Origin of the sequence: Streptomyces sp. NPDC005784 (assembly GCF_042871525.1) — a bacterium.
In the GTDB taxonomy this organism is placed as follows: domain Bacteria; phylum Actinomycetota; class Actinomycetes; order Streptomycetales; family Streptomycetaceae; genus Streptomyces.
This window is the reverse complement of the sequence record NZ_JBIAIQ010000004.1, coordinates 136,240-157,960: the sequence shown is the minus strand read 5'-3', so window position 1 is coordinate 157,960 and position 21,721 is coordinate 136,240. Positions and strand designations below refer to the sequence as shown.

17 protein-coding genes are annotated in these 21,721 nt (G+C 71.2%); 11 read left to right on the top strand and 6 right to left on the bottom strand.

Annotated features, from left to right (window positions below; translation table 11 throughout):
• Window positions 1–116 precede the first annotated feature (116 nt).
• Window positions 117–539, bottom strand: coding sequence for a hypothetical protein (locus ACFYR3_RS08600; protein WP_355847553.1), 423 nt, complete (start codon window positions 537–539; stop codon window positions 117–119).
• Between the two features lie 124 nt (window positions 540–663).
• On the bottom strand, window positions 664–1,875 hold the full coding sequence (locus tag ACFYR3_RS08595; protein ID WP_355847556.1) for a pyridoxal phosphate-dependent aminotransferase: 1,212 nt from the start codon (window positions 1,873–1,875) through the stop codon (window positions 664–666).
• 126 nt (window positions 1,876–2,001) lie between these two features.
• Between ACFYR3_RS08595 and ACFYR3_RS08590 the strand changes: the two genes are divergently transcribed.
• The 3 genes from ACFYR3_RS08590 (at window position 2,002) to ACFYR3_RS08580 (ending at window position 5,493) form a co-directional block, all read left to right on the top strand.
• The gene (locus ACFYR3_RS08590; protein WP_355847559.1) at window positions 2,002–2,631 is read left to right on the top strand and encodes a hypothetical protein; all 630 of its coding nucleotides are present in this window, start codon (window positions 2,002–2,004) and stop codon (window positions 2,629–2,631) included.
• Between the two features lie 46 nt (window positions 2,632–2,677).
• Entirely contained in the window at window positions 2,678–4,456 is a 1,779-nt protein-coding gene (locus tag ACFYR3_RS08585) for a P-loop NTPase fold protein (protein ID WP_355847562.1), read from the top strand.
• A 137-nt stretch (window positions 4,457–4,593) separates the two neighbouring features.
• A complete protein-coding gene (locus tag ACFYR3_RS08580) occupies window positions 4,594–5,493 on the top strand; it encodes a serine protease (protein ID WP_355847565.1) in 900 nt (299 codons plus the stop codon).
• A gap of 20 nt (window positions 5,494–5,513) precedes the next feature.
• On the opposite strand, the gene ACFYR3_RS08575 is transcribed toward ACFYR3_RS08580, so the two are convergent.
• Both ACFYR3_RS08575 and ACFYR3_RS08570 read right to left on the bottom strand, forming a co-directional pair.
• A complete protein-coding gene (locus ACFYR3_RS08575; protein ID WP_389282147.1) occupies window positions 5,514–7,142 on the bottom strand; it encodes an amidohydrolase family protein in 1,629 nt (542 codons plus the stop codon).
• Between the two features lie 42 nt (window positions 7,143–7,184).
• Complete coding sequence (locus tag ACFYR3_RS08570) at window positions 7,185–8,462, bottom strand: amino acid deaminase (protein WP_389282145.1); 1,278 nt, start codon at window positions 8,460–8,462, stop codon at window positions 7,185–7,187.
• Between the two features lie 310 nt (window positions 8,463–8,772).
• On the opposite strand from ACFYR3_RS08570, the gene ACFYR3_RS08565 reads away from it, so the two are divergent.
• The 5 genes from ACFYR3_RS08565 (at window position 8,773) to ACFYR3_RS08545 (ending at window position 13,777) form a co-directional block, all read left to right on the top strand.
• Window positions 8,773–9,948, top strand: a complete 1,176-nt coding sequence (locus ACFYR3_RS08565; protein WP_389282385.1) for a sugar kinase — start codon at window positions 8,773–8,775, stop codon at window positions 9,946–9,948.
• Window positions 9,945–10,712, top strand: coding sequence for an IclR family transcriptional regulator (locus tag ACFYR3_RS08560; protein WP_389282143.1), 768 nt, complete (start codon window positions 9,945–9,947; stop codon window positions 10,710–10,712). Before ACFYR3_RS08565 ends, ACFYR3_RS08560 begins: the two co-directional genes overlap by 4 nt.
• A 7-nt stretch (window positions 10,713–10,719) precedes the next feature.
• Window positions 10,720–11,130: a RidA family protein gene (locus ACFYR3_RS08555; RefSeq protein ID WP_355847577.1), complete on the top strand. Its 411-nt coding sequence runs from the start codon at window positions 10,720–10,722 to the stop codon at window positions 11,128–11,130.
• Between the two features lie 156 nt (window positions 11,131–11,286).
• Window positions 11,287–12,810 (top strand): gluconate:H+ symporter, encoded by a 1,524-nt coding sequence (locus tag ACFYR3_RS08550; protein ID WP_355847580.1) that lies wholly within the window; start codon window positions 11,287–11,289, stop codon window positions 12,808–12,810.
• A 157-nt stretch (window positions 12,811–12,967) separates the two neighbouring features.
• Window positions 12,968–13,777 carry a hypothetical protein gene (locus tag ACFYR3_RS08545; RefSeq protein ID WP_389282140.1) on the top strand — a complete coding sequence of 270 codons (810 nt, stop codon included), beginning with the start codon at window positions 12,968–12,970 and terminating at the stop codon, window positions 13,775–13,777.
• 79 nt (window positions 13,778–13,856) lie between these two features.
• On the opposite strand, the gene ACFYR3_RS08540 is transcribed toward ACFYR3_RS08545, so the two are convergent.
• Both ACFYR3_RS08540 and ACFYR3_RS08535 read right to left on the bottom strand, forming a co-directional pair.
• The gene (locus ACFYR3_RS08540; RefSeq protein ID WP_389282138.1) at window positions 13,857–15,227 is read right to left on the bottom strand and encodes a M14 family metallopeptidase; all 1,371 of its coding nucleotides are present in this window, start codon (window positions 15,225–15,227) and stop codon (window positions 13,857–13,859) included.
• 379 nt (window positions 15,228–15,606) lie between these two features.
• Window positions 15,607–17,292 carry a chitinase gene (locus ACFYR3_RS08535; protein WP_389282383.1) on the bottom strand — a complete coding sequence of 562 codons (1,686 nt, stop codon included), beginning with the start codon at window positions 17,290–17,292 and terminating at the stop codon, window positions 15,607–15,609.
• A 378-nt stretch (window positions 17,293–17,670) separates the two neighbouring features.
• Here ACFYR3_RS08535 and ACFYR3_RS08530 point away from each other — a divergent pair, with 378 nt between their 5' ends.
• The 3 genes from ACFYR3_RS08530 (at window position 17,671) to ACFYR3_RS08520 (ending at window position 21,557) form a co-directional block, all read left to right on the top strand.
• A complete protein-coding gene (locus ACFYR3_RS08530; RefSeq protein ID WP_356786812.1) occupies window positions 17,671–18,552 on the top strand; it encodes a hypothetical protein in 882 nt (293 codons plus the stop codon).
• Window positions 18,553–18,743: 191 nt separating this feature from the next.
• The gene (cpaB, locus tag ACFYR3_RS08525) at window positions 18,744–19,457 is read left to right on the top strand and encodes a Flp pilus assembly protein CpaB (RefSeq protein WP_389282136.1); all 714 of its coding nucleotides are present in this window, start codon (window positions 18,744–18,746) and stop codon (window positions 19,455–19,457) included.
• Window positions 19,458–19,937: 480 nt separating this feature from the next.
• Window positions 19,938–21,557, top strand: coding sequence for a CpaE family protein (locus ACFYR3_RS08520; RefSeq protein WP_389282134.1), 1,620 nt, complete (start codon window positions 19,938–19,940; stop codon window positions 21,555–21,557).
• Window positions 21,558–21,721 lie beyond the last annotated feature (164 nt).

Sequence of the window (21,721 nt, the reverse complement as noted above, 5' to 3'; positions counted from 1 at the left end):
CTGTGCGGGGCCGTGCGCGGGGCGGGAGCGGGGTGTGTGGCACCCGGTCCGCGCGTCGCTTGGGAAGCGCGCGGACCGGGGCCGTGCGGGGGCCTCGGGCTCGGGGAGCCCGGGGCTCAGTGGGCGGCCAGCTCGCGGGGCCCGACCGCCTGCGCGTGGGCGTCCATGCGCTCGGCGGAGAGGATCGCCGCGGCCGTGTCGGCGCGGGAGGCCGCCACGACGAGGGCACGGCCCGCGAGGGCGTGGGCACGCCGGTGGAGCGTCGCGAGACGGGATGCGTGGGGCGCGTCGGCGGCCGGGGCGCGGACCGGGGCGGAGCCGCCGCGCAGCCGGGTGACCTGCTCGGTGAGCCGCTCGACGCCGGTGTCCAGGTCGGCGGACGGCGCGAGTGCGCGGATCTCGTCCGTGACGGCGAGCAGCGCCGCGAGGTGACCGGCGAGCTGGATGTCCAGCTCCTCCTCGCGCGACCGGTGGGGAAAGTCGGGGGAGCGGGCGCCGGCCATCGTGTGGACCGACTTCGTGCGGATCGGTTCGTACATGGGATGGCCTCCTGTGCCTGACAGGAAGCCATCCTAGCTTGGATTTCGTCTAAAGTTGAGCCGGTTCGCGTAATGGGACGCGCCGCGTACGCAGGGTGAGCGCACCGGGCGCTCCCCGCTGGGGTCACGGCTGGCTGTAGCCGTCCAGGAACGTGCCGATCCTTGTCACCGCGTCCGTCAGATCCGCGACCGCCGGCAGCGTGACCACCCGGAAGTGGTCCGCCTCGGGCCAGTTGAAGCCCGTCCCCTGGACGACCATGATCTTCTCGCGGCGCAGCAGGTCGAGCACCATCTGCCGGTCGTCCTTGATCTTGAAGACCTTCGGGTCGAGGCGCGGGAAGAGGTACAGCGCCCCCTTCGGCTTCACGCAGGTCACACCCGGGATCTGGGTCAGCAGCTCGTGCGCGACGTCGCGCTGCTCCTTCAGGCGCCCGCCCGGCAGGACCAGGTCGTTGATCGTCTGGCGCCCGCTGAGCGCCGCCACCACTCCGTGCTGTCCCGGCATGTTGGCGCACAGTCGCATGTTCGCGAGGATCGTCAGTCCCTCGATGTACGAGGCCGCGTGCGCGCGCGGTCCCGAGACCGACATCCAGCCGACGCGGTAGCCCGCCACCCGGTACGCCTTCGACATGCCGTTGAAGGTGAGGGTGAGCAGATCCGGGGCGATCTTGGCGGTCGCGGTGTGCGTGGCGCCGTCGTAGAGGATCTTGTCGTAGATCTCGTCGGAGCAGACCAGCAGGTTGTGCCGTCGGGCGATGTCCGTGAGCCCCCGGAGCATCGCGTCGTCGTAGACCGCGCCGGTCGGGTTGTTCGGGTTGATGATGACGATCGCCTTGGTGCGGTCGGTGATCTTCCGCTCCACGTCGGCGAGGTCCGGCATCCAGTCGGACTGCTCGTCGCAGCGGTAGTGCACGGCGGTGCCGCCGGACAGGGAGACCGCCGCGGTCCACAGGGGGTAGTCCGGGGCCGGTACGAGTACCTCGTCGCCGTCGTCCAGCAGTCCCTGCATCGCCATCACGATGAGCTCGGAGACGCCGTTGCCGATGAAGACGTGGTCGACGTCCGTCTCGATCCCGAGGGTCTGGTTGTGCATGACGACCGCGCGGCGGGCGGCGAGCAGGCCCTTGGCGTCGCCGTAGCCGTGCGCCGAGGAGACGTTGCGGAGGATGTCCTCGAGGATCTCGGGCGGACACTCGAACCCGAAGGCGGCCGGGTTGCCCGTGTTGAGCTTGAGGATGCGGTGACCGGCCGCTTCGAGCCGCATCGCCTCCTCAAGAACCGGGCCCCGGATCTCGTAGCAGACGTTGGCGAGCTTCGTGGACTGGATCACCTGCATGTCCGTGAGCTTACGGCCGCGTAACGCGCGACGGGGCGTGTTTTCCACCACGTGAGACGTGTCGGTTCGAGCATCTTTGTCCGCCGGCTACGCCGTAGGCCCTGGTGGTCCCTAGAATGCGCGATCATGTCCTGGCAGTCCGGAGATCCCGAAGCCCGGCCGAAGGTCTACCTCCCGCAGAGCGACGGGGAGACGCCTCCGGCCTATGAGACGTACACCGATCCGGCCGAGGCGCACGGCTGGCGGAAGGCGTACGCGGACGGCGACGACACCACCGTCCTGGCCGCGGTGCCCGGTGACCCGGCCGGACGGCAGGAACGGCTGCTGCGCCGCAGGCGCGCCCGGCTGAACCGGCGGATGGCCGTGGCCGGGGGCGCGGCGGGCGTCGTCGTCCTCGGTATCGCCGTCGCGGGGATGTTCGACTCCGGGGCGGCCGGGGAGCCGGGCGGCACGCCGGTGCGGACGGCCGGGCCCGTGCACCTCGCCACCGGACCCGCCCAGCCGGCGGACACCACGTCGGCGCGGGCCGACGTCTCGGCCGCCCCCTCGGGCAGCGCGGGCGCCGCCTCCCCGGGCGCGACCACGACCGCGGGCGCCTCCACGGCACCGAGTGCTTCCACGGCCCCCGCGCCCTCCGCCTCGACAGCGGCCACGACCTCCGTGGCCCCCGCCCCGACCACTCCGACCGCCTCGGCGACGGCCGGCACCGGTGGGCACGGCCATGGGCACGGGCACGGCGGCAGCTGGCCCAATTAGGGCCTGGCCCCAGTAGGTTGGCCCTGCCGCAAGGGGGAGGCAGGGCATGGAATTCTCGCTGTTGAACGACGAACCGGTGGCCGGGCCGGCTGACGATCTGCTGGGCACCGGACGGGCCGCCCGCGAACTCGCCAAACTGCTCCACGACTCGCGCGCCGCGACCCCGCTCACCCTCGCGGTGGACGCCGGGTGGGGCATGGGCAAGAGCAGCCTGATGCGGCTCGTGGACGCCGAGTTGCAGGCCCGCGAGGGCGTCCACACCGTCTGGTACAACGCCTGGACCTCGACGGGCGCCGACGCCCTCGAAGGCCTGATCAAGTCCGTCCTGATGCGGTTCGACCGTCGGGCGCTGCGGCGGGCGGTGCGCCGGGTCTCGGAGCAGCGGGCGCTCATCCGTTGGATCCGCTTGGTGTTGACGTTCGGGGCCGCACTGCTCGGGGCCGCCGCCCTCGTCGACCGGCTCTGGCGGGAACTCTCCATCGACGCCCGGTCCCGCAACGCCATGCGGGACACGCTGCGCGAGCTCACGGCGGACTGGGCCGAGTCCACGTCGTTCGACACCCGGCGTCTGCTCGTCGTCTTCGTCGACGACCTCGACCGCTGTTCCGAGGAGACCGTGCTCGCGGTGTGCGAGGCGGTGAAGGTGTACCTGGACGTGCCGGGGCTCGCCTTCGTCATCGGGTGCGACCGCTCCGCGCTGGGACCGAGCGGGTTGCTGCGGGACCTGTCGCCTGCCGGGTCGGCGTTCATGGAGAAGATCTTCCAGACGAGCTACCGGGTACCGGTCCCGGCGGTCGCCGAGGTCCGCGCGTACGTCGACCGGTGCGCGGAGCGCTCCGGCATCCAGGATCTGCTCGGCGACCACCTCGCGGAGCTGATCGCCCTGCGCTCGGCCCGCAATCCGCGCCGGATCAAGCGGCTCATCAACGGCTTCGGCCTGGAGTGCGCGCTCAACCCCGTCTGGGAGTCGTTCAGGGCGGAGGCGGTGATCCGGGTCCTGCTGCTCCAGCAGCTGTACCCCGACTTCTACCGGGTACTGCTCGCCCGCGACGGCGCCGATGTGCACGCGGCCCGTGAGTTCCTCCGCTACCGCGTGACCCGGCGGGTGCTGAGCCAGCCGTTCGCCCAGCCCGCGGAGGGGACCTGGCCGGTCGCGGTGAGCTGTCTGCTCGCGTACGACCTGGTCGCGCCGGAGCCGGACCGGCCGGCGGACTGGGGCACGCTGCTCGCCCGGCTGGAGGAGCATCTGCCCACCGGATTCCCGGAGTTGGCGCTCGACCCGAACTTCGTCCGGCTCATCGAGGAGCTGATGGCGCTGACCGAGGTGGACGACCTGGTGGGGCAGTTGCAGCAGGGGGCGCCACAACTCGCGGCGGTTCCTCCGGAGCGGGCACCGGAGCCCGGTTCGTCCGTGCAGCCGGGCAGCGCCGGCCCGTCGTACGCCGGGATGCCGTATGCCGGGATGCAGGTGCTCTGGGTCGACGACCACCCCGAGCGCAACACTCAGTTCGTCGAGCTGCTGGAGGCGCAGGGCGCTCGCGTCCGGGTGGCCACGGACCGGGGACGCGCCGAGCAGGTCCTCGACGTCACCCGGATCGACCTGCTCATCTCCGATGTACAGCGCGGACTGGACCGGGAGGCGGGGCTCACCGATCTGGGCCGCTGGCGGGAGAGCGGGCGGTATTCCGGGCCCGCCGTCTTCTTCACCAGCCGCACCACCCCGAACCGCGAGGCCCGCGCCGCGGCCCTCGACGCGAAGGTCGCCACGAGCGGCGCGCTGCTCTTCCGCTACGCCGAGGAGGCCTACGAGGTTTCCGCCGCTTAGGCCGAAAACGGTTCCTTGTCCGCCTTTCCCTCCCCCCTCACAATGCACATGACAAGCAGATGACCGGAAGATCTCCGGTCAACGAAAGGTGACCGGATGACCTTCGGTCGCCCCACGTCGCAAGAGGGGACCCCCACATGAGAAAGCCTCTCGTCGCCGCTCTGTTCGCCCTGGTGATGGCCGGGGCGGGCGCGGCACCCGCGGTCGCGGCACCCGTTCCCCACTCGGCTCCCGCGCACGTGTCGGCCTCCGCCGTCACGACGGGCACCGCGGCGGGCACCAAGGCGGCGGCGCCCACGATCCAGGCAGTCGGCCTCGCCGGGACCGTCGCGCTCAGCAACTGCTCCGGTTCCGTCATCCGCTTCCCCAACTCGGTGGACACCGCCCCGGCGCTCGTGCTCTCCAACGGCCACTGCCTGGAGACCGGCTTCCCGGACCCCGGTGAGGTGATCGTCGGGCAGTCGTCCAGCCGGACCTTCGGTCTGCTGAACTCGGCGGGCACCAAGGTCGCGACCCTGCGCGCGAGCAAGGTCGCGTACTCGACGATGACCGACACGGACATCACGATCTACCAGCTCACCAGCACGTACGCGACCATCAAGAGCTCGTACGGCATCACCGCGCTGACCGTGCAGGACACGCACCCGACCGTCGGCACCGCCATCACCGTGGCCTCCGGCTACTGGAAGCGTCTCTACAACTGCAGCATCGACGGGTTCGTGTACCGCCTCAAGGAGGGCAGCTGGACCTGGAAGGACTCGGTCCGCTACACCTCCGCCTGCAACACCATCGGCGGCACCTCGGGCTCACCGGTCATCGACCAGTCGACCGGCAAGGTCGTCGCCGTCAACAACACCGGCAACGAGAGCGGCGAGACCTGCACGGTGGACAACCCCTGCGAGGTCGACGCGAACGGCAATGTCACCGTCCGCGAGGGCATCAACTACGCCGAGGAGACCTACCAGATACCGGCCTGCTTCACGACCGGCAACCAGCTGAACCTGAGCGCCAGCGGGTGCGTGCTGCCCAAGCCGTAGGGCTGCGGGAGGGCGGGCGGTCACGCCGTGCGGCGGACCGCCCGTCCCGCCAGGACGTCCGTCCGGCGCCCGTCCTCCACGACGAAACGGCCGTCGATCAGGACGTGCGGGACACCGGTCGGCAGGGTGCGCGGCGCCGCGAAGGTCGAACCCGCCGCGACCGTCGCCGGGTCGAAGAGGACCAGATCGGCGCGGTACCCCTCGCGGACGAGGCCGCGGTCGGGCAGCCGCAGCCGGGCGGCGGGGCGGCCGGTGAGATGGGCGACGCACTCCTCCAGCGAGAGGACGCCCAACTCCCTTACGTACCGGCCGAGATAGTGCGGGAAGGTGCCGTAGGCGCGCGGGTGCGGTTTGTCGCCGGTCAGGATGCCGTCGGAGCCGCCGGTGTGCACGGGGTGCCGCATGATCGCCCGGACGTTCTCCTCGTGGCCGACGTGCTGCAGGATCGTCGGGCCGAGCCGGTCCTCGACCAGCAGGCGCCGGGCGGTGGTCCAGGGGGCCTCGCCGCGCAGGTCGGCGGATTCCTGGACGGTCCGGCCGACGTACGACCCGAGGTCCGGGTCGCTCACCCCCGAGATCTCGATCGTGTCCCACTCGATGGGGACGCCGTGGCAGCCGTCCGCGCCCACGACCTCCATGTGGTGCCGGACGCGTTCGGCGGTGGCGTCGTCCCGCAGCCGGGCGAGAACCGCCTCGGGGCCTCCCTCGCCCGCCCAGCTCGGCAGCATCGCCACGAGGGTGGTGCACCCGGGGGTGTACGGATAGGTGTCGAGGGTGATGTCCGCGCCCTGCGCCAGCGCCTTGTCCAATAGAGCGAGGAGCTCCGGCGCCTTTCCGTCGTTCACGCCGAAGTTCATGGTGGCGTGGGCGAGATGGAGCGGACAGTCCGCCTCGCGGGCGAGGGTCACCATCTCCTCGTACGCCTCCAGGGCGCCCGCCCCGTAGGAGCGGTGGTGCGGGCAGTAGTAGCCGCCGTGCACCGCCACCACCCGGCACAGGGCGGTCAGTTCGGCGTCCTTCGCGTACATCCCCGGGGTGTACGTCAGCCCTGAGGACATGCCGACCGCGCCCTCCCGCAGTCCGTCCGCCACCAACTGCCGCATCCGGTCCAGCTCCTGAGGGGTCGCCTCGCGGTCCTCCCAGCCGACGGCGAGCATGCGGACGGTGCCCTGGGGGACGAGGTAGGCGGCGTTCACCGCGATGCCCTCGCCGTCGAAGCCGTGGTCGAGGCGGTCCAGGTACTCGCCCACGGAGCGCCAGCCGAAGTCGATGTCGTCGCCGTGGCCGTTCCAGCCGGTGATCGTCCGGCGGACCTCGGCGAGCGTACGGTCGTCGACCGGGGCGTACGACAGGCCGTCCTGGCCGATGACTTCGAGGGTCACGCCCTGGGCGGCCTTCGCGCTGTGGTCCGGGTCCCGCAGCAGTGCGAGGTCGCTGTGCGCGTGCATGTCGATGAAGCCGGGGGCGAGGACGAGACCCTCGGCGTCCAGCTCCCGTGTGCCGCGCGGCCGTTGACAGCCGGCCGCCGCGGCCTCCTTGACGATCGCGACGATCCGGCCGCCCTTGACGGCCACGTCGGCGCGGTAGGCGGGGCCGCCACCGCCGTCGGCGACGTCCACGTCCTGGATGACGAGATCGGCGTGATCCATGGGGTGTCTCCCAGCCCTAGAAGAACGTGCGGATGCAATCGACTAGAAGAACGTGCGGATGTAGTCGACGACCGTGCCGTCCGCCTCGACCAGCGGGATCAGCTGCCACTTGTCGAAGGACGTGCACGGATGGGACAGCCCCATGCCGAACCAGTCGCCGACCTCCAGGTCCGCCCCGGGGGCCGTACGCAGCCACGCGTGCTGGTCGGAGAGCCCGCTGACCTCGATGCCGGCCGCGGGACGCTCCTCGCCGGCCCGGCGCACCACCTGGGCGAAGGGGAGGCCGAGGTCGTAGGCCGCGTCCCGCTTGCCGGCGTTGGTGAAGGCCTGCTCGGGGGAGGGCCGGGAGACGACCTGCGACCAGAGGCGGAACGCCGGGTGCAGGGCGCCCTCCTCCGGGACGCGGGTGAAGGGGGTCAGCTTCCGGTAGTGGCCGTCGTCGTGCGAGACGTACGCGCCCGAACGCAGCAACTTCAGGACGGGGAGCGAGAGTTCGGGGATCTCGGCGAAGACGTCGGCGACCGCGTCGAACCAGGCGCTGCCACCCGCGCTGACGACGATCGCGTCCAGGCCCTTGAAGCGCCCGGCGCCGTCGAAGGCCGCCGCGAGCGCGGTCAGCCGCCGCAGCCAGGCGTGCACCCGCTCGGGGTTCGCGTCCGGGACCTCGCCCTCGTACCCCGCGACACCGGCCAGCCGGAGCGTCGCCGTCGCGGCCACCGCGTCCGCCACGGCCTCGCACTCCGCCTCCGTACGCACGCCGGTACGGGCGCCCGCACCCGCGGCGAGTTCGACGACGACGTCCACCGGGCGGGCGCTGCCGCGCAGCGCGGCGTCCATCAGCTCCACTCCGCGCACCGAGTCGGCGTAACAGACGAACCGGAAGTCCGGGTCCTCGGCCAGTTCGGCGGCGATCCAGCGCAGGGCCGACGGGTCGACGAGTTCGTTCGCGAGGAAGATCCGGTCGACGCCGAACTCCCGGGCCACCCGCACCTGATGGGGGACCGCGAGAGTGATGCCCCAGGCGCCGTGCTCGATCTGCCGCCAGAACAGCTGAGGCGCCATGGAGGTCTTGCCGTGCGGGGCGAAGGCGAGGCCGTGCCGGGCGGCGTAGGTCTCCATGAGTTCGAGGTTGTGGGTCAGGCGCTCTGCGGAGAGGGCGAGGACGGGGGTGGTGAAGCCGTCCGTGAAGAGATTGAGGCGCTGGGCGGCCAACTCCCCGACGCTCAGGCCGTCCGCGTCCGGAGGCAGGCCCTTGAAACGGTGGTCGACGCGCTCCGCCGCGAGAGCGGCCAGCGGTGCGGCGGCGGTGTCGGCGCTCATGGGGCCTCCTTGGTCTGCCTGTTGAGGCGTCGCGTTGCATCATGTGCAACGCTCATTGCGTATGTCGCTTACTGCTGTCTAACATCCCAGCCAACGCAGGGTCAACGGTGCCGTTCACCGCCGTCGGCCGCCAGAGCGAGGAGCCCCGACCGCCGTGACCAGCAACGGACCCGCAGGTGCCGCGTCCCCCGACGCCGACGCCGACGCCGACGCCGACGCCGACGCCGACATCGATGTTGATGTCGAGACCGGCACCGGCACCGTCGGAACCGGCATCGGCACCGTCGACGTGGTGGCGCTCGGCGAGTCCATGGTCACCTTTCTGCCCACCCGGGCCGGACGCCTCGCCGACGTGCCCTCGTTCGAGCGGGGCATCGGCGGCGCCGAGTCGAACGTGGCGTGCGTGCTCGCCCGTGCCGGTCACTCCGCGCGCTGGGTCGGCCGGGTCGGCGCCGACGGGTTCGGCGACCATCTGGTGGAGGCGATCACCGCGTACGGCGTCGACACCTCCGCCGTACGCCGGGACCCCGACCGCCCGACCGGCGTCTACTTCCGCACGGCGGGCGACCGGGCGACCGACGCCCACGAAGTCGCCTACTACCGAGCCGGATCCGCCGCCTCGGCGATGACGGCGCACAACGTGGACCTGGCCGCCGCCCGGTCCGGCCGCGTGCTGCACCTGTCCGGCATCACCGCCGCACTCTCCGACGACTGCCTGGCCCTGATGCGCGAACTGACCGCCCCACGGCCCGGCCGCCCCCTCGTCTCCTTCGACGTCAACCACCGCCCGGGGCTGTGGCGCGGCCCCGAAGGACCGCGCGTCCTGCTCGACCTCGCCCGCGGCGCCGACATCGTCTTCGTCGGCGACGACGAGGCCCGCGAGGCCTGGGGGCTGAGCGGGGCGCACACGATCCGCGCCGCGTTGCCCGAACCGGCTGTTCTGGTCGTCAAGTACGGCAAGGGCGGAGCCGTCGTGTTCGACAGGAACGCCGGTGGCGGGACAACCGCCGCCGAGGGGGCGAGGGACACCCCCGACGGGATAGAGGGCGCGGCTGAGGGGGCGAGGGACACCCCCGACGGGAGCGAGGGCGCGGTTGAGGGGGCGAAGGGCGCCGCCGACGGGAGCGAGGGCGCGGTCCGGGGGGCCCAGGACGACACCAGGGGGCCTGCGGACGCGGCGGGCACCGCCACCTTCGTCCGCGCCCTGCGGGTCGACGTCGTCGCTGCCGTCGGCGCCGGTGACGCGTTCGCCGCCGGATTCCTCTCCGCCACTCTGCGCGGCCTTTCCGTCCGCGACCGGCTGCGGCACGGCCACCTGATGGCCGCCGCCGCCCTCACCGTGCCGGGCGACCTCGCCGAGCCGCCCGCCCGGGGGCACGCCGACCGGCTGGCGGCTCTCGACGACCGTGCCTGGGAGACACTTCGTCTCGGCCCCGGCTGGACCGAAGCCGACGCACGGGCCGCGGAGGAGGTACGCACGCCATGAGCCAGACCGTCGACCGAGCACTGAGCATTCTGCCGCTGCTCGCCGAGGGCCCCGCCGACCTCGGACAGGTCGCCGACCGTCTCGGCGTCCACAAGTCCACGGCGCTCCGCCTGTTGCGCACCCTGCACGAACACGGCCTGGTGTACCGCCAGTCCGACCTGCGCTACCGCCTCGGCGCCCGGCTCTTCGCCCTCGCCCAGGAGGCCGTCGAGAACCTCGACGTCCGCGAGATCGCCCACCCCCACCTCGTCCGCCTCAACGAGAGCTGCGGACACACGGTCCACCTCGCCGTGTACGAGGAGAACGAGGTGCTCTACATCGACAAGGTGGAGAGCCGCTACCCGGTGCGCATGTACTCGCGGATCGGAAAGCCCGTCGCCATCACCGTCGCGGCGGTGGCCAAACTGCTCCTCGCCGACCTGCCCGAGGCCGAGCGCCGCGCCGTCGCCGACAAGCTCGACTACCCCATGTACACGGCCCGTTCGACCCCCAACGCCCCCGCCTTCCTCAAGGAGCTGGCGACGGTACGCGAACAGGGCTGGGCCACCGACCTCGGCGGCCACGAGGAGTCCATCAACTGCGTGGCCGCCCCCGTCCGCGGCGCCGACGGACGCGTCGCCGCCGCCATGTCGGTCTCCGCGCCCAACGTCGTCGTCACCGCCGAGGAACTCCTCACCCTGCTCCCGCTGGTGCGCCGTACTGCGGACGCCATCAGCCACGACTACTCCGGCCAAGCCCCCACGAAGGAAGACCCGAAGAAATGATCACCGCATGACCGACAAGATCGCCCTGATCCCCGCGACCCACACCGCACCGCCCGCGAGGTTCTCGCACGGTGTGCGGAAGGGGAACATCCTCCAGGTCGCCGGCCAGGTCGGCTTCCTGCCCGCCGAGGAGGGCAAGCCCCCGACGCCCGCAGGCCCGACCCTGCGCGAGCAGACCCTGCAGACCCTCGCCAACGTCAAGGCCGTCCTCGGAGAGGGCGGCTCCGGCTGGGACGACGCGATGATGATCCGCGTCTACCTCACGGACGTCGGCCACTTCGCCGAGATGAACGAGATCTACAACCAGTACTTCGAGGAACAGGGCCTCACCGCGCCCCCCGCCGCCCGCACGACGGTCTACGTCGGCCTGCCGGCCGGACTCCTCGTCGAGATCGACGTACTCGCCGTACTCGGCTGATGTAGCCCCTCCGGGCGTCCTTCCTCCGGGCCCACGCCCGCGCAACTCCCGCACCGCGTACGACGTCACGGTGCGGCACCCGCAGAACCGGGGTGCCGCACCGCGATCCGCCCTGCCCGAAAGCTCCATGGACCCACGAAAACGAGGCCCCCCGACATGTCGTCGTATCCGCTCGCCGCGACAGCTCCAGCCCCGGAGACACCACCTCACACCGGTGGTCTCCTGCTCCTTCTCGACGGCACGGCCGGACTGCTCACGGTCGCCGCCCTCGGTATCGCGCTCCTCCTCTTCCTGATCATCAAGGTCAGGCTCCAGCCGTTCGTCGCCCTGCTCGCCGTCTCCATAGCCGTCGGCCTCTCCGCCGGACTCTCGGTCACGGAGCTGTTCGGCACGGTCCAGCGGTCCACCGCGGTGTCGGTCATCGAGACCGGCATGGGCGGCATCCTCGGCCATGTCGCGATCATCATCGGCCTCGGCACGATGCTCGGCGCGATCCTCGAAGTCAGCGGCGGCGCAGAGGTGTTGGCGTCCCGGCTGCTCAACCTCTTCGGAGAGAAGCGGGCCCCGCTCGCCATGGGCCTGACCGGCCTGATCTTCGGCATCCCGGTCTTCTTCGACGTCGGCATCTTCGTCCTCGCGCCGCTCGTCTACGCCGCCGCCAAGCGCTCCGGCAAGTCGATCCTGCTCTACTGTCTGCCGCTGCTCGCCGGTCTGTCGATGACCCACGCCTTCCTGCCGCCGCACCCCGGCCCGGTCGCCGCCGCGGGACTGCTGCACGTCCAGCTCGGCTGGGTCATCCTCATGGGCATCGTCTGCGGCGTCCCCGCCGTGCTGGCCGCCTGGGTCTACGCCGCCTGGATCGGCAAGCGGATCTTCGTCCCCGTACCGCAGGACATGGTCGAGGCCGCGGCCGAGGCCAAGCTGGCCGTCGTGGCCGAACAGCGGGGCGCGGGTACCCCCTTGCCGGGTGAGGCCGACAGCTCGGGGGACGGCGCCGAGCCGCAGGAGAAGCCGGTGCCGCTCGGCACGGTCCTCGGCATCATCGGTACGCCCCTGGTACTGATCCTCGCCGCCACCTTCTCCTCGATCGCCCTCGACCCCTCCACCCTGCGCTCGGTCATCGAGTTCTTCGGCAGCCCGTTCGTCGCCCTCACGATCGCGCTGCTCCTCGCCTACTACCTGCTCGGCATCCGGCGCGGCTGGTCCCGCAAGTCCCTTGAGACGGTGTCGACTTCGTCCCTCAAGCCGGTCGGCAACATCCTGCTGGTGGTCGGCGCCGGCGGTGTCTTCGGCGCCGTGCTGAAGGCGAGCGGAGTCGCCCAGGCGCTCTCGGACACCTTCAACGACGTCGGCCTCCCGGTGATCGTCCTGGCCTATCTGATCTCCCTGGTCCTGCGGGTCGCCCAGGGCTCGGCGACGGTCGCGATCGTCACCACGGCCGGCATCGTCGCGCCGCTGCTCGTCGAGGGCCACCACTCCCAGGCGTTCGTCGCCTTGGTCATCATGGCGATCTCGGCGGGTTCCATCTTCGCCTCGCACGTCAATGACGGCGGCTTCTGGATGGTGGCCAAGTACTTCGGCATCAGTGAGCGCGACACCCTCAGGACCTGGACCGTCCTGGAGTCGGTGCTGTCCGTCGCGGGGTTCGCCGTGGCCGCCGTGGTCAGCGTCTTCGTCTAGTCCTGGCAGGCGTCCACGTACAGCCGCGGGTCGGCATCCTCGTACAGCGCCTGTCGGCCGCTTCGTACAGCCGCGATGAGTCTCTTCGTGTAACAGAGGCATCGCTAAGTAGGGGCTGGCTGTGTCCGACACAGGATCTTCGACCATACTTCCCGCTGTGGAGCAGCGCATAGGTTCGAAGAGCCAGCCCCTGGACGCCGCCGCGGTGAACCCGGCGTACATCCCCGGGCTTACGTCACCCGTGCCGGCGGAGCCGAAGGACGCGGTCGTGGAGTCCGAGGAGGCCGCCGCCGAGGGGACCGTCTCCGACGAGACGGTCTCCGACGCGGCGTCCGACGAGGCGGCGTCCGACGAGGCGCCCGCCGCCGAGACCCCGAAGGAGCCCGTGTCCGAGGAGGAGACCAGCTCCGAGGAGGAGACCAGCTCCGAGGAGGAGACCGACTCCGGGACGGAGACGGAGTCCGGGACCGACCCGGAAACCGGCCCCGCCCCCGACGGTCCCGTCTTCGAGGCCTCCGACCGGCGCGCCTCGATCACGGCCGACCACAGCGGTGTTCGTCTCCGCCTGGACGACCAGGAGGCGGAGTTCCGCTGGGACGAGATCGGCGCCGTCGAGACGGAGTCGCCGCGCTTCGGCAAGCGGTTCACCATCACGGTGCACACGCCGGAGCGCCGCTGGTATCCGATAGAGATCGAGGCGAACGCCCGAGCACGCTTCAAGGAGTGGGAGGAGCAGCTCGACGCCGTCCTGGACGCCTACTTCGAGGACGGCGAGGACAACACCGAGGCCATCGAGTCCACCGGGGACGCCGACGACGTCACGTCCGTCGCCGGGTCCGAGACGGCGGAGGAGTCCGAGGTGACCGGCGTGTCCGAGGTGACTGCCGAGTCCGAGGCGGTCGAGGACGGCGACGCCGAGGACGGCGAGGTCGAGGCCGAGAGCAAGAACGCGGTCGAAAAGCCGTAAGCCGTACGGGGATCCGCGCGCCCTGTCACGAAGGGCGCGCGGATCCCCGGTCACCGGCCGGATGGGGCCGGTGCGGCGCCTAGGCGCAGTACTGCGCCGCCTTGCCGATGGACCGGTACATGCAGTCGGCGTTCTCCAGGAGCTGGAGCACCGCGTCCCGGTTGCGGGACGTCTCCCGCTCGATGACCTCGTCGGGCGGATAGAAGCCGCCGCCGGAGCTGGACGTCGGATACATCTCGAAGGTGAAGTCGAAGATCTTCTGGGTGCCCCAGAGATAGTCGTCGATCGAGCCGTCCGTGATGTACAGATCACTGGACTGCTCGGCCGTGTAGCCGTTGCTCGCGGCCATCTTCTGGCCCACGGTCTTGAAGGCGTTCGCGTCGTCCGCCGTCATCCCCGTCGCCGTGTCGGAGGTGGTGTACCCGAACGGCCACAGCACCAGCTCGCTGTAGGTGTGGAAGTCGATTCCGGCGGTGATCTGCTGCTTGCCGCCGACGACCCGGCCGCGCACGAAGTCGGCGACCACCTTCACCTCGGGCGCCGACTCGGCCGACGCGCCGCGGAAGGTCTCGGAGGACGTGGAACCCGAAGAGCCGCCGCAGCAGCCGAACTTGTAGTTCCAGTTGCGGTTCAGGTCCGTACCGACGTACGAGGAGCCGGAGTTGGGCTGGCGGTTCTTGCGCCACGAGCGGTAGGAGCCGCTCGCGATGTCGTACTCGCCGCCGTCCGGATTGAGGTCGGGGACGATCCAGATCTCGCGGTTGTTCACCATGTTGGTGACCCGTGAGTCGCTGCCGTAGCCGGCCCCGAGTTCGCGCAGCAGATACAGCGCCATCTCCACCGTGAGGTGTTCGCGGGCGTGCTGGTGGAAGGTGAGCAGGACCTCGGGCTCGCTCTCGTCGGTCGCGACGTTGTCGCTGACCTTGATGGCGACGATGTCCCGGCCCTGGTACGACTTGCCGATCACCTTCTTGCTCATGATGCTCGGGTAGGCCGCGAGCCGCTGGTCGATCTCCGTGTTCATCTCGGCGTAGTTGTGGTACTTCGCGTCCGCCGTCGGGAAGTCGAACAGGCGTACGTCGCCCGCGGAGGCGGCACGGTTGGGCGCGGAGCCCAACAGCGAGACGTCGTAGCCCTGTCGGCGCAAGGTGGCGATCTGGTCCGCGCGGCCCGAGACGACGACGGTCTCCTCGTCGGCCTCGTCCACGGTGACGCCCGACCGCTGGATCTCGGTACGGGACGCGGGGGTCGAGCTCTGGTGGATCTCGTACTGCCTGACGTCGTCGGGTGAGGGCCGAAGGGCCCTGGCCCCGCTCGCCGTGGCGTCGGTGGCCGTGGCGGTCAGGGGAGCCGCGAGGGCGAGCGCGGCGAGGACGGCGAGGGCGGCGGAGCGTCGGCCGCCTCTGCCCCTGCCGTCGGCGCGTGCGCTGCCGTGTGGGCGAAATCGCATGGAGTCTCCTTGTTTCTCCGGTAATCCCGGGATCTCCGGAATTGTGGGGGAGCGGAGCTGGGGAATGGCTCAAGGTGACGTGCCTGGTGCGGGTGTGGCGCTCATGGTGAGGGTCATGGCATGAGCAGGTCAAGAGACGACAAAGAGCCGGTGGCGGGAATCGGCCGCGCCGAGCGGCACCGAACCCGTCCCCCGCCGAGCGGCACCGAGCCCGTCCCCCGCCGAGCCCGTCCCCCGCCGAGCGGCACCGAACCCGCCCCCCGCCGAGCGGCACCGGCCGCGTCCGCCGCGCGCAACGGCACCGGCCCCGCTCGCCGCGACTGCGGCGAGCGGGGCCGGGAGGGGCATCGCCGGGGAAGGGGGAAGGAGGCGGTGGGGACTACAGGGAGTGCACGTGCGGACCGACCGCGTTCGACCAGGCATTACCCGCCGAGGCGTCCCAGTTCGTCGACCAGGTCATCGCGCCGCGCAGCGCCGGGTAGGCCTTGGAGGGCTTGAACGAACCGCAGTTGGTGAGCTTGGTCAGGCAGTCGAGGGCGTTGTTCACGATCGTCGGGGAGACGTAGCCGCTGCCCGCGCCGCTGGTGGAGGCGGGGAGACCGAGGCCGACCTGGGACGGGTCGAGACCGCCCTGGAGCTGGATGCAGGCGAGCGCCGTCAGGAAGTCGACCGAGCCCTGCGAGTAGACCTTGCCGTCGCAGCCGAGCATCGAACCGCTGTTGTAGTACTGCATGTTGACGACGGTGAGGATGTCCTTGATGTTCAGGGCCGTCTGGAAGTACGAGTTCGACGTGGACTGCATGTCGATCGTCTGCGGGGCCATGGTGATGACCAGGGACGAGCCCGCCTTCGCGGACAGGGACCGCAGCGCCTGCGACATATAGGTCGCGTTGAGGCCGTTCTCCAGGTCGATGTCGACGCCGTCGAAGCCGTACGTCTGCATAAGGGAGTAGACGGAGTTGGCGAAGTTCGTGGCCGACGTCGAGTCGCTCACCGAGATGGTGCCGTTCTGGCCGCCGATCGAGATGATGACCTTCTTGCCCGCGGCCTGCTTGGCCTTGATGTCGGCCTTGAACTGGTCGACGGTGTAGCCGCCGAGCCCGGCCGAGTCGAGGGTGAAGCTCACCGCGCCCGGCGTGCTCGTGGCGTCGGCGAAGGCGACGGCGATGATGTCGTACTGCGACTGCACGGCGGAGATCTTCTGCACGGTCGCGCCGTTGTTGAAGTTCTGCCAGTAGCCCGTCACGGCGTGCGCGGGCACGGTCCCGCCGCCCCCACCGCCGCCGGACGCGGTCGTCGTGCCCGTGACGGCCGACGACTTCGCCGACTCACCGGCCGAGTTGGTCGCCGAGACCTGGAACGAGTACGCCGTGGAGGCGATGAGCCCCGAGACGGTCGCGGAGGATCCGGTCACCGCCTGGACCTTGGAGCCGCCCTGGTACACGTTGTAGCCGGTCGCGCCCGACACCGCGTTCCAGGCCAGCGAGACGGACGAAGAGGTCGTGGAGGACACGGCGAGACCCGTCGGGGTCGCCGGGACCGTCGGGGCCGGGTCGCCGCCACCGCCGCCGTCGGGGCCGAACACCGAGACGTCGTCGGCGAAGTAGGCGGGCTGTCCGTACCAGCCGTGCGTCCAGACCGTCACCGACGTCGTCGAGGCACCGGTGGTGAAGGTGGTCGACAGCTGCGTCCAGGTGGTGTTGGGCGTCCAGGTCGAGACGTCCGTCGTCCCCGTGCCGCTCGCGCCGATGTAGGTGTAGGCCCCCTGAACCCAGGCGCTCAGCGTGTACGTCGAGTTGGGCTTCACGGCGACGGACTGGGAGCACTGGGCGAAGTCCTGCCCCGCGGGCGTGGCCTTCAGCGCGGCCGAGCCGCTGTGCACCGGCGAGGAGACGGTCGTGCCACTGCCCGCCGAACAGGTCCAGTTGCTCAGGCCGGACTCGTAGCCGCCGTTCTTGACGTTGTTGATGTCGGCGGCCTGGGCCTGGCCTGCCAGACCGGTGAGCGAGAGAACGGACGCGGTGACGGCGGCGGCGAGGGCTCCCGCCCATCTCCGTCCGGGCATACGGGTGACGCGGTCCACTGGGTCCTCCAGGGAGGTGGGGGAGGGGAGGGGGAACGGAACGGTGGCCACCGCCGGTGGATACAAGTTGGTCCAGACCAATCGGGTTGTCAAGTCCTCTGGAGTTCTCAACACCCTTGCGGGGGAGTTCAGTTGTATTGACCCGGCTTACTCTCCGTTGATCACGTCCGCACCTTCGGTGAGATGATCTCGGAGATTCGGTGTTGAGCGGGCCATGCCGTGGATATGGTGCTGATGCAAGAGGACGTCACAGTGACGATCTGCGGCCGTATCCGGTCGTCCGTGATGCTCCATGGCGATAAAGGGGCGATCTGAGGCGGTGGTTGACCACCCCGCCGCAGCGAACGGGGTGTGTGCAGCGTGCCGACCGCGATAGCCGTCACCAGTCCCGATCTGGTGCTCCCACCGCACGACCGGCAGACCCCGCCGGCGGTCGTCCAGCCGCTCGGCACCCTGGAGAACTCCCTCACCGGGATGCACGCGCTCATCGAACAGCACGGGTATGTCATCTCCCTCTACCCGTCGTCCGCCGACAGCGCGGTCACCCAGCGGCTGCACACCGTCCGCTCCGTCCTGGAGAGCGACCGGATCGCGCTGCTCGGCATCGACCTGCCACCGCTCGGAATCGCGCTGCTGGCCCAGCAGTTGCGCCAGCTGTCCGTCTGCGACTTCAGCCCCGGCGTGCTCGCCTCCGCCGCCCGGCTGCTCGCCCACTACATCTACGCCGGCGCCCTGCTCGGCTCGGTCGCCAAGCTCGACCGGGTCCCGGTCTCCCTGAAGTCGCACGCCAAGTCATGGGTGCCGGGCGCCCAGTTCGCCGTACTCGCCAATCCGCGGCCCGAGCTGATCAGAGTCGGCCAGGACGAGCTGCCCGGACCGGAGTTCGGCACCCGGCTGCTCTCGGCCGCGGGCCAGCCGCCCTCCGACTGGGTGACCTCGACCCTCGCGCAGGCCTGGCAGGTCCAGGGCGTCGCGACCGTCCCGCTGCCCGAGGAATCGGTCCGCTGGTGGGGGACGTCACGGCTCGTCGAATTCGCCGCCGGACTGTACGACGTCTCCGTCCTCTACCAGCTCGTCTCGTCCGTCCGACGGGACGAGTGCCGCTGGTGCGGCCTCGAACTCATCGGTGACCGCTGCGGGTTCTGCGCCGCGCCCCTGCCGCCGCCGTCCGCTCAGGAGCTTCCGGCCACCGTCGTCCGGGCAGCCTCTTCGGTACGTGCTCTGCCCCGAGGCGCCACATAGGCACCCTCGGGCACATCAGAACAGCACCAGGCACGACTGAACAGCAACAGGCACGACCGCTCGACCCCGCCGTCCCCGTAGATCGAGGTTGTCCGGAACATGCTGCATCACCCCGGAGGTCACCCTCCGGATCCCCGGCAGGAACGACAGCTCGGTCCACTCCCCGGTACCGCCCCACGAGGTGAGATTCAGTGAACTCGCGCCAGCGCCGCGGCGTCATCCTGCTGGTCCTCTCGGTCCTGTGCGCCCTCGGCGCCTTCGCCGGAGTCCTCTCGGTGATCCGCGACGTGAACTCCAAGGTCGGCCCGGAGGTCACGGCGTACCGTCTGAAGAACGACATCCCGCCCTACAAGGAGCTGTCGGCCGACCAGTTCGAGAAGATCTCGATGCCCGAGCGCTGGCTGTCGTCCACCGCCGTCACCGACCTCGCCCGCATCCACGGCAAGATCGCCGTCACCAAGCTGGAGAAGGGCTCCCTGCTGCAGGCCGACATGATCGTCGAAAAGCCTCAACTGGCCGCCGGGCAACAGGAGATCGCCATCATGATCGACGCGTCGACCGGCGTCGCGGGCAAGATCGACCCCGGCTCGCGGGTCAACATCTACGCCACCTTCAAGGCCCCGAACGACAAGGGCAAGGACCAGTCCAAGGTGATCGTCGAGAACGCCCGCGTCATCGACGTCGGCAAACTCACCGCCCTCGACCCGGCCCAGTCCAGCTCCGACCGGCGCAACAGCGCCACCCAGGCCGTCCCCATCACCTTCGCGCTCGACACCGCCGACGCCCAACGCGTCGCGTACGCCGAGTCGTTCGCCGAACACGTCCGGCTCGCACTGGTCGCCGGCGGCTCCGACACGATCGTGGTGCCCGGCGACCGTACGTACACCCTCGACGAGGACAAGTAGGAGGCCGCGCATGAGGTCCATGCCCACGGGGCGGTGCGGAGGGTCGCGTACGAGGCCGACGCGCACGGGTCCGGACCGACGGCCGACGGCGTCGCCGCACCGGACGCGCGACGGACGGGGCCGAGCGCCCGCCGCGCCGCGGGCCGCCGGGGCGCAGGGACGGTGGCCCGGGGCGCGGCGGATCCTCGGGGCGGCGGAGCGAACTCCCTGGCCCGGGCCGGCCGGCGGGCTGCCCGGCCCCCGGTCCGGGGTGCGGCGGCAGGCTCGTGGGGTGCCGGGCTCCGGGGCCGGTGTGCGGCGAACCCGCGGACTGCTGGGCCGAGGCTCCGGTGTGTGGTGGGCCCGTGGGGTGTCGGACCGGCGGCCGGAGGCGTGGCGGCAGGCTCGTGGGGTGCCGGGCGCGGGGACCGGTGTGCGGCAGGGCGCCGGGGCGCGGGGCCGATGGTCCGGCGTGCGTCACGTGTGTGAGGGGCTGCGCCGATGACCATCCGTATCCTTCCCGCCGTCGGCGACATCGACTCGGCCCGCGCGCTCACCACCCTGCTGAGCCAGCTCGCCGACACCGAACCCGCCCCGCCCGTACCCGACTCGACGGCCCTCCTCGACACCCTCGCGCGCCTCGCCGCCGAGTCCCTCGACGAGCTCCCCGAAGTGGTCCTGGTTCATGAACGCATAGGTCCCGTACCGGCGTTGGACCTCATCCGCGATCTCGTGATGCGCTTCCCCGCGGTCGGCGTCGTCCTCATCACCGCCGACACCGGCAACAGCGTCCTCACCGCCGCCATGGACTCCGGCGCCCGCGGCATCATCGGCCTGCCCCTCGGCTACGACGCCCTCGCCGAACGCGTCCAGGCCGCCGCCGCCTGGTCCGCGGGCATGCGCCGCCACCTGCACAGCGGCGCGCCCGAGCTGTACGTGGGCCCCGGTGGCACCGTCGTCACGGTGACCGGCGCGAAGGGCGGCGTCGGCGCGACCGTCACAGCGGTCCAACTCGCCCTCGCCGCACGGGCGTCCGGCCGCAACGTGGCGCTGCTCGACCTGGACCTCCAGTCCGGGGACGTGGCCTCGTACCTCGATGTGCAGTTCCGCCGGTCGGTGGCCGACCTGGCGGCCATCACCGACATCAACCCCCGCGTCCTCCAGGACGCCGTCTACACCCACGACAGCGGCATCGCCCTGCTCCTGGCCCCCGCCGAGGGCGAACGGGGCGAGGAGGTCACCGACCGCGTGGCCCGCCAGGTCATCGGCGCGCTGCGCTCCCGTCACGACCTGGTGGTCGTCGACTGCGGCTCCCAGATGAACTCGGCCACCGCGGCGGCCGTCGAGATGGCCGACCAGGCCCTGCTCCTCGTCACCCCCGACGTCATCGCCGTACGGGCCGCCAAACGCATGGTCCGTATGTGGGACCGCCTGCAGATCCGCAAGGCGGAGGAGACCACGACGGTCGTGAACCGCTTCGCCCGCGGTACGGAGATCCAGCCGTCCCTCGTCGAACGCGTCACCGGCACCAAGGTCGCCCGCTCCGCGGTCCCCGCCGCTTTCAAGGAACTCCAGTCGGTCGTCGACGCGGGGCGGCTGCAGGACCTGGACGCCCGCTCGACCGTCAAGCAGGCGCTGTGGGCACTCGCCGCCGAACTGGGTCTCGTGGTCCCCCAGGAAGGCGGGGGTGGCGGCAGGCGCCGCAAGGCGTCCGCGTCGGACCGGGGCGCGCTCTCGCTCCGCCGTCGGGGCGGCGACCGGGGAGCGGTCACCCTCGAATTCGCCGGGATGTTCCCGCTGCTGCTCGTCGTCATGACGATCCTGTGGCAGTGCGTGCTGTACGGCTACTCGTACTCGCTGGCCGGGAACGCGGCGGACGAGGCGGCACGGGCCGCCACCGCCGCGTACGCGGTGCACGGCGACGTCCCGGGCGCGTGCGCGGCGGCCGGGAGCAGGCATCTGCCGGGTTCCTGGAAGGACGCGGGCATCGACTGCGGCCCGGCGGGCCCGGTCATGAGGGCCACCGTCGACGTCGACGTCCCGCTGTTCTTCCCGGGCTTCGACGCCGGCTTCCACGTACGGGGCACGGCGGGCGCGGCACTGGAGGGGGACACCGGATGAAAACGCACCTCCGACCCGGCCCGCACGCCCCGCACGGGTCTCGCCGCGCTCACCGGCCCGGCGCCACGAGTGGCCTCCGGGCCACGGCCGGGTCCCGTGCCGCGACCGGGGCCAAGGTCTCGACCGAGCCCGGTGCCGGGACCGGGCAGGGCGCCGCCGCTCGG

Bases quoted from the DNA above. Each gene is read 5' to 3' on its own strand.
- ACFYR3_RS08600 (WP_355847553.1), bottom strand. From the start codon at position 539: ATGTACGAACCGATCCGCACGAAGTCGGTCCACACGATGGCCGGCGCC.
- ACFYR3_RS08595 (WP_355847556.1), bottom strand. From the start codon at position 1,875: ATGCAGGTGATCCAGTCCACGAAGCTCGCCAACGTCTGCTACGAGATC.
- ACFYR3_RS08590 (WP_355847559.1), top strand. From the start codon at position 2,002: ATGTCCTGGCAGTCCGGAGATCCCGAAGCCCGGCCGAAGGTCTACCTC.
- ACFYR3_RS08585 (WP_355847562.1), top strand. From the start codon at position 2,678: ATGGAATTCTCGCTGTTGAACGACGAACCGGTGGCCGGGCCGGCTGAC.
- ACFYR3_RS08580 (WP_355847565.1), top strand. From the start codon at position 4,594: ATGAGAAAGCCTCTCGTCGCCGCTCTGTTCGCCCTGGTGATGGCCGGG.
- ACFYR3_RS08575 (WP_389282147.1), bottom strand. From the start codon at position 7,142: ATGGATCACGCCGATCTCGTCATCCAGGACGTGGACGTCGCCGACGGC.
- ACFYR3_RS08570 (WP_389282145.1), bottom strand. From the start codon at position 8,462: ATGAGCGCCGACACCGCCGCCGCACCGCTGGCCGCTCTCGCGGCGGAG.
- ACFYR3_RS08565 (WP_389282385.1), top strand. From the start codon at position 8,773: ATGGTCACCTTTCTGCCCACCCGGGCCGGACGCCTCGCCGACGTGCCC.
- ACFYR3_RS08560 (WP_389282143.1), top strand. From the start codon at position 9,945: ATGAGCCAGACCGTCGACCGAGCACTGAGCATTCTGCCGCTGCTCGCC.
- ACFYR3_RS08555 (WP_355847577.1), top strand. From the start codon at position 10,720: ATGACCGACAAGATCGCCCTGATCCCCGCGACCCACACCGCACCGCCC.
- ACFYR3_RS08550 (WP_355847580.1), top strand. From the start codon at position 11,287: ATGTCGTCGTATCCGCTCGCCGCGACAGCTCCAGCCCCGGAGACACCA.
- ACFYR3_RS08540 (WP_389282138.1), bottom strand. From the start codon at position 15,227: ATGCGATTTCGCCCACACGGCAGCGCACGCGCCGACGGCAGGGGCAGA.
- ACFYR3_RS08535 (WP_389282383.1), bottom strand. From the start codon at position 17,292: ATGCCCGGACGGAGATGGGCGGGAGCCCTCGCCGCCGCCGTCACCGCG.
- ACFYR3_RS08520 (WP_389282134.1), top strand. From the start codon at position 19,938: ATGACCATCCGTATCCTTCCCGCCGTCGGCGACATCGACTCGGCCCGC.